15 protein-coding genes are annotated in these 15,260 nt (G+C 38.3%); 3 read left to right on the forward strand and 12 right to left on the reverse strand.

All coding sequences use genetic code 11. The features are described 5' to 3' along the window. Positions 1–199: 199 nt before the first annotated feature. On the forward strand, positions 200–808 hold the full coding sequence (locus IGI97_RS07370; RefSeq protein WP_002377396.1) for an NUDIX hydrolase N-terminal domain-containing protein: 609 nt from the start codon (positions 200–202) through the stop codon (positions 806–808). 47 nt (positions 809–855) lie between these two features. Here IGI97_RS07370 and IGI97_RS07375 read toward each other — a convergent pair whose 3' ends face one another. The 4 genes from IGI97_RS07375 to IGI97_RS07390 form a co-directional block, all read right to left on the reverse strand. Next, positions 856–2,196: an NADH oxidase gene (locus IGI97_RS07375; protein WP_438738312.1), complete on the reverse strand. Its 1,341-nt coding sequence runs from the start codon at positions 2,194–2,196 to the stop codon at positions 856–858. A 297-nt stretch (positions 2,197–2,493) separates the two neighbouring features. Then, the gene (locus tag IGI97_RS07380; protein WP_002357560.1) at positions 2,494–2,937 is read right to left on the reverse strand and encodes a Fur family transcriptional regulator; all 444 of its coding nucleotides are present in this window, start codon (positions 2,935–2,937) and stop codon (positions 2,494–2,496) included. A 138-nt stretch (positions 2,938–3,075) separates the two neighbouring features. Continuing rightward, positions 3,076–4,008 carry a cysteine synthase A gene (gene cysK / locus IGI97_RS07385; RefSeq protein ID WP_002357561.1) on the reverse strand — a complete coding sequence of 311 codons (933 nt, stop codon included), beginning with the start codon at positions 4,006–4,008 and terminating at the stop codon, positions 3,076–3,078. Positions 4,009–4,236: 228 nt separating this feature from the next. Beyond that, positions 4,237–5,097 (reverse strand): glucosaminidase domain-containing protein, encoded by an 861-nt coding sequence (locus tag IGI97_RS07390; protein WP_353965077.1) that lies wholly within the window; start codon positions 5,095–5,097, stop codon positions 4,237–4,239. A 354-nt stretch (positions 5,098–5,451) separates the two neighbouring features. Between IGI97_RS07390 and IGI97_RS07395 the strand changes: the two genes are divergently transcribed. After that, the gene (locus IGI97_RS07395) at positions 5,452–6,642 is read left to right on the forward strand and encodes an MFS transporter (protein WP_174125515.1); all 1,191 of its coding nucleotides are present in this window, start codon (positions 5,452–5,454) and stop codon (positions 6,640–6,642) included. 50 nt (positions 6,643–6,692) lie between these two features. Here the strand turns inward: IGI97_RS07395 and tkt are convergent, their stop codons facing one another. Beyond that, the gene (tkt, locus tag IGI97_RS07400; RefSeq protein WP_002379452.1) at positions 6,693–8,687 is read right to left on the reverse strand and encodes a transketolase; all 1,995 of its coding nucleotides are present in this window, start codon (positions 8,685–8,687) and stop codon (positions 6,693–6,695) included. A gap of 71 nt (positions 8,688–8,758) precedes the next feature. After that, the gene (locus tag IGI97_RS07405) at positions 8,759–9,001 is read right to left on the reverse strand and encodes a DUF896 family protein (protein ID WP_002384502.1); all 243 of its coding nucleotides are present in this window, start codon (positions 8,999–9,001) and stop codon (positions 8,759–8,761) included. 150 nt (positions 9,002–9,151) lie between these two features. On the opposite strand from IGI97_RS07405, the gene lexA reads away from it, so the two are divergent. Continuing rightward, complete coding sequence (gene lexA, locus IGI97_RS07410) at positions 9,152–9,772, forward strand: transcriptional repressor LexA (RefSeq protein WP_002357566.1); 621 nt, start codon at positions 9,152–9,154, stop codon at positions 9,770–9,772. 13 nt (positions 9,773–9,785) lie between these two features. Here the strand turns inward: lexA and queG are convergent, their stop codons facing one another. The 6 genes from queG to IGI97_RS07440 form a co-directional block, all read right to left on the reverse strand. Beyond that, on the reverse strand, positions 9,786–10,955 hold the full coding sequence (gene queG, locus IGI97_RS07415) for a tRNA epoxyqueuosine(34) reductase QueG (RefSeq protein WP_002366694.1): 1,170 nt from the start codon (positions 10,953–10,955) through the stop codon (positions 9,786–9,788). 23 nt (positions 10,956–10,978) lie between these two features. Beyond that, on the reverse strand, positions 10,979–11,473 hold the full coding sequence (gene dfr / locus IGI97_RS07420; protein WP_002360302.1) for a trimethoprim-sensitive dihydrofolate reductase: 495 nt from the start codon (positions 11,471–11,473) through the stop codon (positions 10,979–10,981). A 17-nt stretch (positions 11,474–11,490) separates the two neighbouring features. Beyond that, the gene (locus tag IGI97_RS07425; protein ID WP_438738315.1) at positions 11,491–12,438 is read right to left on the reverse strand and encodes a thymidylate synthase; all 948 of its coding nucleotides are present in this window, start codon (positions 12,436–12,438) and stop codon (positions 11,491–11,493) included. A gap of 17 nt (positions 12,439–12,455) precedes the next feature. After that, entirely contained in the window at positions 12,456–14,345 is a 1,890-nt protein-coding gene (locus tag IGI97_RS07430; RefSeq protein WP_016627101.1) for an ABC-F family ATP-binding cassette domain-containing protein, read from the reverse strand. Between the two features lie 183 nt (positions 14,346–14,528). Further along, a complete protein-coding gene (locus tag IGI97_RS07435) occupies positions 14,529–14,750 on the reverse strand; it encodes a hypothetical protein (RefSeq protein WP_010828804.1) in 222 nt (73 codons plus the stop codon). Further along, positions 14,747–15,082: a hypothetical protein gene (locus IGI97_RS07440; RefSeq protein WP_438738317.1), complete on the reverse strand. Its 336-nt coding sequence runs from the start codon at positions 15,080–15,082 to the stop codon at positions 14,747–14,749. Before IGI97_RS07440 ends, IGI97_RS07435 begins: the two co-directional genes overlap by 4 nt. Between the last annotated feature and the right edge of the window lie 178 nt (positions 15,083–15,260).

A 15,260-nucleotide genomic window follows, 5' to 3' on the forward strand; every position in this document is an offset into this window, starting at 1 on the left:
TTTTTGCTTTGTTTACATAACAAAATTATTGTATACACAATCCTTTTTATTAAATAATAGCATAGGTAGTTCAAAAATGTAAGTTAGTCATTTATTCTTTATTATTTCCTTAAAACGACGCCTTTTCTCGCTAAATCTGCCCTTCCTTTGTTTTTTTCTGTTAAACTAAACGTATTAAGTCTATGAGGAGCGTGCGTATATGGATTATCTGAACACCTATAAGCGGTTGCTAGCATTGGCGGATGCAGGTCTTTTTTACGGGAAAGATGCTTTTGATCAAGAACGTTACCAAGAACTACGAGAACTTACGTTACAACTTATTAGCACAACCGGACACGAAGCGACTGTTTTGCCCGACTTAGAAAAAATCTTAACTAAAGAGGAAGGTTATCCAACACCGAAAGTAGATGTTCGCGGTTTGATAAAAAAAGAGAATCGTTTTTTATTAGTTGAAGATTTACGGACCAAAGAATGGTCATTACCTGGTGGCTATGCCGAAATTGGCTGCTCCCCTAAAGAAAATATTGAAAAAGAAGTATTGGAAGAAACTGGCTTAGTTGTTACAGCAAAAGAATTGCTTGCTGTTTATGATACAGATAAACGAAAAGACATTCCTCAACTATTTCAGTACTATAAAATGATCTTTTCTTGTGAGATTTTAGAAAATCATCCCTTTGAAAAAAACATTGAAACCTCGAATTGTGCTTATTTTTCTTTAGATAATCTCCCCCCTCTTTCTATCAAACGAACAACGAAAGAGCAATTAATGGCATTAATGAACCAAACAACTGGAGCGCTTAGTGACTAACAAAAAGGATGAAGAGCTTCTGTTCTTCATCCTTTTTCTATTATTAATTACATATTTTCTAAAGCGGCTTGGGCTAATAAGTTTAAGTAGTTCCAAGGGCGATCAAAATGTGGTTGGAAGAAGAAATCAGAAATCGCTAAATCTTCGACAGTCATTTTATTTTGGACCGCTAATGATAAAGTATTGGCAGATTGTGTGATATCATATTTAGACATCAATTGACCACCAACAATGCGTTGTGTTCCTTTTTCATAGACTAATTCCATCAGAACTTTTTCAGTTGTTGGCATAAACTCTGGACGATAGTTATCTTCGAAAACAGTTGCTTCGACATCTAGTCCGTTTAATTTGGCACTTTCTTTTGTCACACCTGTTGAACCAATTTTCCAACCGAATAAATATAAGCCAGAAGTTCCCTGTGTGCCACGATAAGCCAATTTTTGTTCAGTCAAATTACGACCTACTAGCATACCTTGACGAACAGCATTCGTTGCTAATGGGATATAATTTTTTGTTTGACTTGGGTTGTAGTGAACAACTGCACTATCACCCGCAGCAAAAATATCAGGATTGCTTGTTTGCATATACTCATTGACTTCGATTGCACCATTTGGTAACATGTCAACTTTATCTTTTAATAATTCTGTATTTGGACGGAAACCAACACACATAATCACCATATCTGCTTCGAATTCTTGACTTGGTGTAATGACTTTTGCTACTTTTCCTTGCTCATCTGCTACGAATTGTTGGACATTTTCACCTAAAGCTAAATTAACGCCACGATCAACTAATTCTTTTTCTAGAACATCTGTGAATGGATTATCTAAATATTTATTTAAAATGCGATCTAATCCGTCGACTAAAGTGACTTGTTTACCTGATTCTACAAAAGCTTCTACTAATTCAATACCAATATAACCGCCACCAACGACAACGACACGTTTGGCATCTTTCGCTTTTTCGATGATCACGTTGGCTTGTGAATAGTTTTTACATAATAAAATATTTTCAGCATCAATTCCTGGAATTGGTGGAATAATTGGCCAAGAACCAGTTGTCATCACTAATTTATCATAAGAAACGGTCTCAGTTGCGCCCGTTTGTAAGTTTTTCGCTGTAACAGTTTTGTCGTCCACGTTGATTTCTTCAACATTGTGTTCCATCTTCACTGTTGCTCCTAAAGAAGCCAGTTCTTCTGGATTTGAATAAAATAAATCAGCAGCATTTTTAACTACGCCTCCAACGTACAAGGCAATTCCGCAAGATAGGAAGGAAATATTGTCATTTCTTTCATATACAGTGACTTCCGCCTCCGGGTGATTTGCTAAAATACTTTTAACTGCTGAAGTTCCAGCATGGGTACATCCTACGACTACGACTTTCATGTTGTAAATCCCTTCTTTCACAATCTTTGTTTTGCAGAGGTGACGTCTCCCTCTGTCTGTTTAAAATATATCAGAGGAATCAAGCTTATTCGAGTTCTATGCTTGTGAATCGCATATAAAAAAATTCACAAACTGTTGCTAATTCTTAATAATAGCTAGTTAATTTTTTGTTTTTAAGAATTTAAAAGTCAATAACCACACAAAAAAACAAGCATAAGAGTGAAAACTCTTACGCTTGTGAAATTTGCCTAGACAAGTGACTTATCTTTTGATAAATTTTTAACAGTATGTAATTTTTTACACATTCTCCTGTTGTGCTTGTTGGCAATCTGGACATAATCCATATAATTCTAAACGATGTTCATTAATTTCGAAGCCTGTTAATTTACTAGCGGCCATTTCAACGTCCTCTAACCCTGGATAATGAAAATCAACGATTTTACCACATTTTTGACAAATCACGTGATAATGTTTCTTCGAACTAAAATCAAAACGACTAGATGCATCGCCATAACTCATTTCTTGAACGAAACCGATTTCAGTAAATAAACGTAGATTGTTGTAAACCGTTGCTACACTCATATTTGGAAAATGATCTTCTAATGCGCGATAAATTTCATCAGCTGTTGGGTGTGTATGATTTTCGATTAAATATTCCAAGATAGCATAACGTTGCGGAGTAATTCGGATATTGGCTTCTTTTAATTCAGCGAGTGCATTTTTAACCAATACGTTGTCCATCTTTGTATCCCTCCCCTGTCTATCTTTCTTAAATAATACTATTTCTTATTACGATTGACAAGAATTATTGTAGGATTCTCGTGGAAAAAACGAGCATTTTACTAAACTAAGAGAAATGCTCGTTTTTTGGCGTGTTTTTTATTCTGGAAATTCGTAAAGAGCTGTCGAAAGATAACGTTCACCGTTATCCGGAACCAGCGCTAAGACACGTTTGCCTGCGCCTAATTCGACTGCCAAATCAATGGCAGCTTTAATTGCTGCCCCTGCTGAAATCCCCACAAGGATGCCTTCTTTTGGCCCCATTAAACGAGCAGTTTCTAATGCGTCTTCACTAGAAACAGCGGCAACTTTTTGATAAACGGTGGTGTCTAAAACTTCTGGGACAAAACCAGCGCCTATTCCTTGGATTTTATGTGGACCTGGTTCGCCACCTTCTAAAACAGGCGACTCTGTTGGTTCTACTGCAACAATTTCAATATCTGGAAAAATCCGTTTCAATTCATGGCCAACTCCTGTAACGGTTCCTCCAGTGCCAACACCAGAAACAAACGCATCTAAGCCACGTTTACCAAAGACATCAACAATTTCTTTTCCTGTTTTTTGTTCATGTACCATTGGATTAGCTGGATTATTAAATTGCAAAGGCATGAAGTATCCGTGTTCTTCTGCTAATGCTGTGGCTTTTGCAATTGCCCCTTTCATTCCTTCGGCACCAGGGGTTAATAATAAATCAGCCCCATATGCTTGCATTAATTTGCGGCGTTCAATACTCATAGTATCTGGCATCACAATCTTAACTGGATATCCCAACGCAGCACCTACCATTGCTAACCCAATGCCTGTATTACCACTAGTCGGCTCAATAATCGTTTGTCCAGGTTTTAGGCGACCATCTGCTTCGGCTTGTTGGATCATGCTTAAAGCAATTCGATCTTTCACACTGCCACCAGGATTAAAGAACTCTAGTTTAACAAAAACATCTGCAGCTCCTTCTGGTACCATCCGTTTTAATTTCACAACTGGGCTTTGACCAATTAACTCTGTTACTGATTTTACATAACCTTTAGTCATAATCCTACATCCTCCAATTTTACAAACAATATAATAATTCTTTCTCTAAGCATAGCTCAAAAAAACGATTTCTACCAGAAAAACGAATTTTAGTTTGTGAAAAATTAAATAAAAAAACGGATTATGCTCATCAAATAATTGCTGCTAGCCCTACCTATTTTCACGATAAAAGACCTTACAAAAACTGCCGCTTTTGTAAGGTCCTTCTTCAACTAAATAATTGCAAAATTAACCGATTTGGATGGTTTGACCCACCGATAAAACAGAATCCAATGTTAATCCATTTAGTGACATTAAATTATCAACTGTCGTTCCAAAACGTGCAGCAATGTCCCACAATGTGTCGCCGTTTGCGACAGTGTAACTTTGACTAGCTACAGTTTCTGCTGTTGCTGTTGCAGAAGCCGCTGTATCGATTGTTGTATCAACGGTTCCCGTTGTATCTGAATAACTAGTGGTTTGAGCGACTGGTGCTCCCCAATCATATTGAGTTAAATTATATGCTTCAATTAACCAATTCAATTTTTCGGCATAGCCTGGATCAGTTGCATAACTTCCAGCTAAAGCGGCTGTTGCATCGCGATAACTGCTAGTATTACTCTTCCAAACGCCTGAATAATGGTATGTATCCCCAAAAGCAGTGGAACGAATAACATTGGCATGATCTTGGAACGATTCCGCATAAGAATTATAACTTCTAAATGCTGCTGTGACGGTCACCCATTGTCCGTCTAAATATTCTTTTGTTGGCATATAAACAGATTGTCCATTATAACTTCCTTTTACACCAAACAAGTTATAGTTCGGTGCAGATGCTAACCCAGAACTACCATAACTACTTTCTAGCAACGCTTGAGCAATCATGACGGAAGCATACATATCATTGCTATTGGCAACGGCTGCTGCTGAATTTCCGATTTCATTAATAAATGTTTGCTGGCTTGATTCTGCTTGGGCAGGTACCGCAGCACCAACCACAGGTGCTAAAATCATTGAAGTCCCCGCAACGGCGGTAGCACGTTTATAAGCTTTTTGCTTTTTAAGAGCTTTTTGAATATGTTTACTACTTCTTGTTAACTGTTCGCTCATTCATTTTTCCTCCTCACTGTCTCACTTTTCTATTTTACCGTTAATTTCCTATTGAAACAAGAAATAAACGTATTAAATTTTGAGTTTTAAAATTTCTGTAATGTAATTGAAATCTTGTTTGTATTTAATTAACCCTCTTCACACTTGTGAAAACAACCACTTCTTCTTTTCAATTTGATGAGATTTTTGTTATTTATCCTCTTACTTTTCTTTATTTATTGTGATAAAATTTTTAATGGACTTGTCACTTTTTGAACAAACTTTATAAGAGAAGTCTGTTTTTGTAATCAAAACAACTATTGCCGAGTAGTTGTTGTATTACAAAATGAATTACATAGAAATGTAGGTGGTTAGATGAAGAAACAACAATCGGGTTTAACAAATCAAGTGACGTTTTTATTAGCGTTAACTTGCGGGGTCGTGGTCGCCAATATGTATTATATTCAACCAATTGGCACCCAAATTGCTCAGGCCTTTCAAGTCAGTATTGGTTCTATTGGTTTTGTTACTATGCTGACCCAATTAGGGTATGCGCTAGGCTTACTTTTTCTTGTTCCATTAGGCGATGTCGTTGATCGCCGCAAATTAATCATTCGAGTAGCTGGGCTCTCCTCGCTGTCTCTAAGTGCTGCATTTTTTGCACCAAGTTTTCTCCTGTTTGCACTCTCTTCTTTTTTTATTGGGTTGCTCTCTATTGTCGCCCAAATTATTATTCCTTATGCTGCGGTCATGGCGGGACCAGCGAACCGTGGTAAAGTAACAGGTCGAATGCTGGGCGGACTATTGACAGGAATTTTATTGTCTCGAACGATCTCGGGTTTCATTGCTAGTGCAGCTTCTTGGCGAACAGTCTACTTAATCGCCGTAATATTCGTGTTAGCATTGGTCGTTCTACTCCAATTAAAATTGCCCAAAACAGTGATACATACTCAAACTTCAAATCGATTAACTTATTTAGGTTCTTTGAAAAGTCTTCCTAAGCTAATCAAATCGCAACCTTTGTTAAGAGAAGCAACTGTCAATGGCTTTTTTATGTTTGCAACCTTTTCAATCTTTTGGTCTACATTAATTTTCTTTGTTAGTAGTCCAGCTTATTATTGGGGACCGAAAGAAGTCGGTATTCTAGCAATTTTTGGGTTATCAGGGGCTTTCGTAGCACCCATCATTGGTCGTCTATCCGATTATTATCCAGAACGGAAGATTGTTTTGATTGGCCTGTTGATGCAGTTCGGTAGTTTTATCCTACTTTTTCTAGGTGGAACACATGTGGTCTTACTAATCTTAGCAATTATTGTTTTAGATATCGGTACTCAATTTGGGCAAGTAGCCAATCAAACACGCGTCCAAAATTTGGGAGAAGAAGCCAGCAATCGTAACAATACCGTCTTTATGTTTTTCTATTTCATCGGCGGTTCACTGGGTTCATTGATTGGTACATTAATGTGGCAAAACTATGGTTGGTCTGGTGTTACTTTAACTGGTATTGGGTTCCAATTGTTCGCATTATTTTTTCACTTTATGCTCTTTGCTCCCAAAAAGAAATGAAGCAAAAAACCTGAATGCTATCACAAGCATTCAGGTTTTTTACTCTTTATTTATAGTGATTTATAGGTATTAACCACATTTTCAGGAGTAAAGCCGAATTTTTCAAGAACTAGACCGCCAGGTGCAGAAGCGCCGAAGTGATCAATTGTAATTGTTTTGCCTTCCGTCCCTACATAGCGTTCCCAACCAAAACTTGCTGCAGCTTCAATTGCCACACGTTTTGTCACAGCTTTAGGTAACACACTTTCTTTATATTCAGCAGATTGTTTTTCAAACAAATCAAAACTTGGCATTGACACGACAGATACATCGATGCCTTCTTCCGCTAATTTCGCTTGTGCTTCCACTGCTAGATTTACTTCAGAACCAGTCGCAATTAAAATCCCTGCTGGTTGTTTACCTTTTTGTGGTGACAATACATAAGCACCTTTTTGAACAGAATCAGAAGCGTGTTCTAACGTTCCTTCTAAAACAGGTAAGTTTTGACGACTTAGAACTAAAATAGTTGGTGTTTCCGTAGAAGTCATAGCAATTTTCCAAGCAGCAACAGTTTCATTGCCGTCTGCTGGACGAATCACATGAACATTTGGAATGCAACGAACACTTGCTAATTGCTCAATTGGTTCGTGTGTTGGCCCATCTTCACCCACCGCAACAGAGTCATGCGTTAAGACATAAGTTACAGGAACTTTTTGTAAAGCGGCTAAACGGATTGCTGGACGTAAGTAGTCAGTAAAGACGAAGAATGTTCCGCCATAAACATGGCTACCACCATGTAATTGAATCCCGTTCATTGCTGCAGCCATTGCAAATTCGCGAACACCAAACCAAATATTACGGCCTTCGTATTGACCAGGTTCGAAATCTTTTTCTGCAGCAACCATTGTATTATTTGAGGCTGATAAATCAGCTGAACCGCCCCAGAAACTTGGAACAACTTTTGAAATAGCTTGAATCGTTTCTTTACTTGTTACACGACTTGCGGCACTTGTTCCTAGTTCATATTTAGGTAATTCTTGTTCCCAACCTTCAGGTAATTGATTGGCAAAAGCTTCTTTAAATTGTTTGGCTAATTCTGGATGCGCATGTTCATAGTTCTTAAACATCTCATTCCAAGCCGCTTCTGCTTTTTGGCCTTCGTCAATCATCGTTTCTTTAAAACGAGCAGCGACTTCCTCTGGCACAGTAAAGTCAGGGTATTCCCAACCATAAACAGCTTTAGCCGCTGTAATGCCCTCTTCACCAATTGGCGCGCCGTGAACGGAAGATGTTCCTTCTTTTGGTGCTCCGTAACCGATGACTGTTTTAACTTCAATCAGTGTTGGTTTATCTGTTTCAGCTTTAGCCGCTTCAATCGCAGCCTCTATTTCATCTAAATCATTGCCGTCTTTAACTAAAATATGTTGCCATCCGTATGCTTCATAACGAGCCCCAACATTTTCAGTAAAGGCTTTAGAAGTTGGTCCATCTAATGAGATGTCATTTGAATCGTACAAGACAATTAATTTACCTAATTTCATATGACCAGCCATTGAACTTGCTTCTTGAGAAACGCCTTCCATTAAATCGCCGTCACCACAAATTGCGTACGTATAATGATCCATAATAGGGAAACTATCACGATTATAAGTTGCAGCTAAATGCGCTTCAGCCATTGCCATACCAACAGCCATAGCAATCCCTTGTCCTAGAGGTCCTGTTGTTGCTTCAACACCATCTGTGTGGTGCACTTCTGGATGCCCTGGTGTTTTACTATCCCATTGACGAAAATTTTTCAAATCGTCAATTGTTACGTTGTATCCTGATAGATGTAATAAGCTGTACAACATTGCAGAGCCGTGGCCTGCTGAAAGTACAAAACGATCACGATCAACCCAGTTTCTAGAAGTTGTTGGGTTCACCTTTAAATGTTTTGTCCAAAGTGCATACGCCATTGGGGCAGCACCCATTGGTAAACCAGGATGTCCTGAGTTCGCTTTTTGTACGGCTTCAATACTTAATGTCCGGATTGTATTAACGCCCAATTGATCTGTCTTGTCAAACAAAAAAATCATCTCCTAATTTAGGTTTTTTTTACCTTTATTCATAGTGTAGCTTATTTCGACAATGAAAGCAATTACTTTCTGTTGTGAAGTCCTTTTTCACGTTGAATTTGTTTTAGTTTTTCAGGAGTCACATCGGTCCCTTCTTGATCCACGACCTTCATTCCTTCGATATGGTGACGCATCCCTCCACGAAATGCTTCTAAATACTCTTTACGTAATTCTTGTTGTTCGACTTTTTCTTTCGCACTAAGTTCTTCCACTTTTGCTTTATTCGCTAATTCATTTATACGGGCAATTTTTTCTTTCGATAACATCAAAATCCCTCCTTACTCTCACTGTCTATATTATAAGAACTGCCTTAAAAAAACAACTATATTCTGATATTTATAAAACGCGAACGCTTGTTTGATTTCGTTCGCATTTTATGGTACACTAATTTTATCAATTGAAAGAAGGTGCGGGTTTTGGCGAAACGTACAGAAACAAGACAATTAGAAGTACTTAAATATATATACGAACAAGTCGAATTAAAGGGTTATCCGCCAACCGTTCGCGAAATTGGGAAGGCTGTTGATTTATCCTCAACTTCTACCGTTCACGGACATTTAGCTCGTCTTGAAAAAAAGGGTCTAATCTTACGTGACCCAACAAAACCGCGAGCAATCGAATTAACACCAGAAGGCTTGGAAAAGATCGGGATTCAACCGACAACTATTCCGATGTTAGGTGTCGTAACTGCTGGTGAACCAATTTTAGCGGTGGAAGAAGCATCAGATTTCTTCCCGTTACCTCCTGATTTACGTACAGAAGAAAATGCTTTATTTATGTTGACGATTCGAGGAGAAAGTATGATTAACGCAGGTATTCTAGATGGCGACCAAGTGATTGTTCGTAAGCAATCGAACGCCAATAATGGCGACATCGTAATCGCAATGACCGATGAAGATGAAGCAACCTGTAAACGATTCTTCCGAGAAGTAGATCATATCCGCTTGCAGCCTGAAAATGATGCATTAGCGCCTATTCTTTTAGATAACGTTACAATTTTAGGTAAAGTTGTTGGTTTATATCGCAATCATATTTAATAAAAAAAGGAAGTCACTCCGTTGAGCGGCTTCCTTTTTTGCTTGTTAACAAGTGAATAGCCTTTTGAGCTTCCTCGATAACCTCTTCTTCAGTTTCTACAGAAAGTAGATAATTTAAAGCTTCTAAACTTTGCTCGGGTTCTCTTTTTGCGAGCTGACCTAACGACCAAGCAGCTGTTCCGCGAATGACAGGACGCTGATCATTTAAACAGAGAATAATTTGTGGGATAGCTTCACGGCCGCCCAAATTCGCTAACGCAATTAAAGCATTCCGTTGCAATGGTTTTTTGCCACGCCAAGAGCCTGCTAAGTGTCCGAATTGCTGTTTAAATTCTTTATTGGAAATAGTTAATAACGGTGCCAATTTGGGATAAACTTCTTCAATCTTTGGTTCCATCTCTTCATGAAAATGAAAATCTTTTCCTTTATTATAAGGGCAAACCAGCTGACAAATGTCGCAACCATAAATGACGTTACGCATTTTTTTCCGATACTCTTCAGGCATCATGCCTTTTGTTTGCGTTTGATAAGACAAACATTTTTGAGCATTCATTCGACCGTCCCCTAACAAAGCCCCTGTAGGACACCCTGTGATACAACGAGTACAATCACCGCAACCATTTGGAACAGGTTCATCTGGTTCAAATTGAATGTTGGTGGTCACCTCACCTAAATATACAAAGGAACCAAATTCTTCGGTAATCAGTAGACCATTTTTACCAATGAATCCTAAACCCGCCCGCTGAGCAACAGCGGTGTCAACATATTCGCCAGTATCCACTTGCGGCCGAAAACGCCAGTGTTCTTTTTCTGCTTCAGTGGCAGCTTGCTCTTCAATAAAAGCAATTAATTTTTGCAACCGATCCTGCAAAATGTGATGATAATCAATTCCCCAAGAGGCTCGCGCAAATTGTCCACGCTTTTCATCTCTAGGCATTTTTTCCTGAGCTTTGGTGGGATAAGCTAAAGCAATGGAGATAATACTTTTAGGATGCTCAAACGTTTTTTCTGGGTAAATTCGTTCTTCCACATTTTGATGTTCAAACCCCGAGTTATATCCTCGCTCTCGTTGTTCATGCAGAGAATCTTCTAATTCAATAAATGGTTCAGCATGAGTAAAGCCGATTTTATCGATGCCTAAACGTTGACTCTCTTGAATAATTTTTTCTTTCAATGTCGGCATTGCTCATGCCTCCCTTCATTTTATTATTTATCGTTTCGATGATACGTTTCATAGTCATGTGCATAGAGATTTTTCTCGTCCACGACGCCGGGAACAGTGGCAACTTTTTCCCAAACAGACCAGTCAATTTCTGGAAAGAAAGTGTCGCCTTCAAACGTTTCATGAATCATCGTCCGATATAAGACATCGCATGCGGGAATCAATTCTTTAAAAACGACAGAACCTCCACCAATAACGGTCACGCCTTCATACTTGTCAGCATACGCAAGAATTTCCTCTACGGAATGCATAACCAAAACGCCTTCAGCTTGGTAATCCGGATTACTGGTAAGAACAATCGTTGTTCGATTTGGTAACGGACGACATCCCATGCCTTCGAAAGTTGCACGTCCTAAGACCAATGTATTATGAATTGTTTTTTCCTTGAAAAATTTCAAGTCGTTGGGTAAATGCCAAGGCAATTTGCCTTCTTTACCAATCACTCCTTGTTCATCTTGGGCCCAAATAGCTGCTAACATAGCTTCTCTCTCCTTTTTTATACGGCAATCGGCGCTTTAATCGTTGGATGTGGGTCATAGCCTTCTACTTTAATATCTTCCATATCAAAATCAAAAACAGAAGCCTTGTCTGGATTCAAAACGAGCGTTGGGAAAGAACGAACTTCTCGTGATAATTGTTCTTGCATTTGTTCCACATGATTTTGATATAAGTGGGCATCTCCTAGCGTGTGTACAAACTCCCCCACTTCTAAACCTGTTTCATGCGCAATCAGATGTGTCAATAAAGCATAGCTTGCAATGTTAAAAGGAACACCTAAAAAAACATCGGCACTGCGCTGATAAAGTTGACAGCTTAATTTTCCTTCATTTACATAAAATTGAAACATAGTGTGACAAGGCGGCAACGCCATTGAAGGCACATCTTCTGGATTCCAAGCGGAAACAATTAAACGGCGAGAATCAGGATTGGTTTTAATCATTTCAATCACATTAGCTAATTGATCGATAAAGCTACCATCTTTGGTTTCCCAGTGACGCCATTGCGCACCATAAATATTCCCTAATTCACCATATTTTTCTGCAAACTCTGCATCATTTAAAATGGCGTCACAGAATTTTTGATGTTCTTCTTTGTATTGTTCTGCAAACGCTGGATCTTGTAAGACACGATGCCCAAAATCCGTCATGTCTGGTCCTTGATAATCTGCGCTTTTTACGTAACGTTCAAACGCCCATTCATCCCAAATATGATTATTTCGCTCTAACAAATAACGAATATTCGTGTCGCCTTTTAAAAACCACAATAACTCACTTCTAATCAAGCCAAACGGTACTCGTTTGGTTGTTAGTAAGGGAAATCCTTTGGCCAAATCAAAACGCATTTGATAGCCAAATAAACTATACGTACCAGTTCCTGTACGGTCTTCTTTAAAATGACCTTCTTCTAAAATCTTTTTTCCTAGCGCTAAGTATGCTTCTTCCATCTTATTCCCTCCGTCTCTTAATCCGCGTATTCACTCAAGTATTCCCAACGATTCATTTTTTCTTCTAACAATTGTTCCGTTGCTGTTACTGCTTCTTGCAATTCTTGTAAACGAACAAAATCATCACCCTGATGATTCATTTCTTCAGTTAATGTTTCTAATTTCGTTTCTAATTGTGTGATGTCTTCTTCAATTGTTGCCCACTCTTTTTGTTCCATATAAGTCAGCTTTGTTTTTTCTTTCTTTTCTGTCGATGCTTCTTTTACTGGTTTATTGAGCGGTTTTTCTTTGACCTTTTCTTGTTCTTTTTGGTTCGCCAAATATTCACTCATTGTGCCATAAAATGATAGGATCTGAGCATTTCCTTGAAAAACTAACAATTTATCCATTGTTTTATCCAAGAAATAACGGTCATGAGAAACCGCAATTACCGCTCCTTTGAACGTTTGAATATAATCTTCTAAAATGGTCAACGTATCAATGTCCAAATCGTTGGTTGGCTCATCCAATAATAACACGTTAGGCTGACTAATTAATAATTTTAAGAGATATAACCGGCGTTTTTCTCCACCAGACAGTTTGCCAATCAGTGTCCCGTGCATAAAACGAGGAAATAAAAAGCGCTCTAACATTTCAGCGACCCCAACGCTGCTTCCATCACTGCGTTTCACTTCTTCTGCTGCTTCTTGCAAATAAGCAATCATCCGTTGATTAGGATCCATTTCTTCGTTTTGCTGGGTATAATAGCCAATTCGGACGGTTTCACCGATACTATATAGGCCACTCTCTAAAGGAATGCGGCCAGCTAAAATATTTAATAACGTGGATTTGCCTGCACCGTTTTTACCAGTAATGCCAATTCGATCGTTTGCTTGAATGAGTAAATTAAAGTCTTTCAAAAGCTGTTTATGATCAATGGCATAATTTCCTTCCTTGATTTCCAGAACTTTTTTCCCTAAACGCTGCGTGGCAAAGTCTGCTTCTAAGGTGCCATTGGTTTGTACCTGATGCAAGTTTTCTTTTAAATCCTGAAACCGATCAATTCTTGCTTGCTGTTTCGTTCCTCGTGCTTGAACGCCTGCTCGCATCCACGCAAGTTCTTGTTTGAAGAGGCGTTTTCTTTTTTCTTCTTGTTCTACAGCGACACGTTCACGTTCGGCTTTTTCCATTACATACATTTCATAGTTTCCTTTGTATTCATACAGTTTTCCAAAAGAAAGTTCGAAAATCCGATTGGTTACTCGATCTAAAAAGTAGCGGTCATGGGTCACCATTAAAACCGCGCCACGATAGTTATTTAAAAAGTTTTCCAGCCATTCAATCGTTTCATAATCCAGATGGTTCGTTGGTTCATCCAATAACAGTAAATCAGGCGCTTCAATTAAGACTTGCGCCAAGCTTACTCGTTTTAACTGCCCACCAGAAAGCTCACCTATTTTCTTTTCCAATGTGGGAATACCTAATTTTTGTAAAATAATTTTTGCATTGGTATCTGCTGTCCAAGCATCTTGTTTATTCATGGCTTCTTCTGCTTGCGTGTAACGTCTTTGAACCCCTTCGTCTAAACCATTCTCACTTAAAGCAGCTAACGCTAATTCATAATTTTTGACCGCTTTTATGATCGGGCTGTCTCCCTGAAACACGGCTTCTGCAATCGTAATATTCTCGTCAAATGTTTGATTCTGGGAAAGGTACCCAATTTGATAATCACTTGGCTGCTGAATTGCAGCAAGATCACCATCACCGCTATCTACGCCAGCAATAATATTTAATAAACTGGTTTTCCCTGTGCCGTTAATCCCAATTAAACCAATGCGATCTTTTTCATGAATCAAAAAAGAAAGATGATCAAATAGTGTTTTTTCCCCATATGTTTTGGTTAAATCTGTTACTTTTAATTCTTTCACCGACACTACCAACTCCTTCTATTTTGGTCTTGCTTATTGTATCAAAAATCAGCGTATGCGGCTACCAAAAAAATAAATTATAGACGTTCAGAATAATCTTCGTCAAGAGAGAATTTCATATGTAGCGAACCTTAACTTTGGACAAAAATTCAAACCCGCTTTGTCCAAGGTTCTGTATGTTCTTTATTTTCTTGATAAATAGCCTCGAGCAAGCTCCCAAACATTGTCTTCATAATTACTAAAAACTGTGTATATATCTTTTCCCAAAGGATTGAACAGTGAAATACAGGAAACACCGGGATCACAACCTTCAATATAAATATGCGTATGATTTTTTGTTGGATTTACCAACCAAATTCCAAGTCCATAATGTTCTTTTTCATTTCCTGCATGTTTTTTAATCATTTCTGAAATGCTCTTTTCAGATAAGATTTCATAGGATAACAGTCCATCCCAAAAGTTACAGTTGTTTCATTCAGGACTAAGATGCCTTGCATCGCCAACTGCATTTCTTCTAAGCTAGTGGCGAATAAGTTTTTGGTTTGTCGGTCAAACTCATTGAGCTTTTGAATTTGCTTGTGGAGCTTATCAATGTCCTGCTGCATACTATCAGCCATCTTAATAAAGGTCCGTTGGGCATTTTTTAAGAGTTCATAAATTCCTGGAATCGGCTGACTATGGGCTAGTGTGGCGACTGCCCTAGCAGAATCGTGCAATAATTGTTGGTTGGCTTTCATGATTTTAGATTTTATATTTACTCTAAATAGAGTGATTACAGTTAATTCAAACCACAACCACTCTAGTTATTTTTAATGAATATACAGTTAGCTTTTGGTAGTTATTGGCAACTTGATTAGTGAGTTATAGCTTACTAGACAAGGCTTTACTAACCGAAGCCAATCAGATATTAAAGTG

This window comes from Enterococcus sp. DIV2419 (assembly GCF_051711865.1).
Lineage (GTDB): Bacteria > Bacillota > Bacilli > Lactobacillales > Enterococcaceae > Enterococcus > Enterococcus faecalis.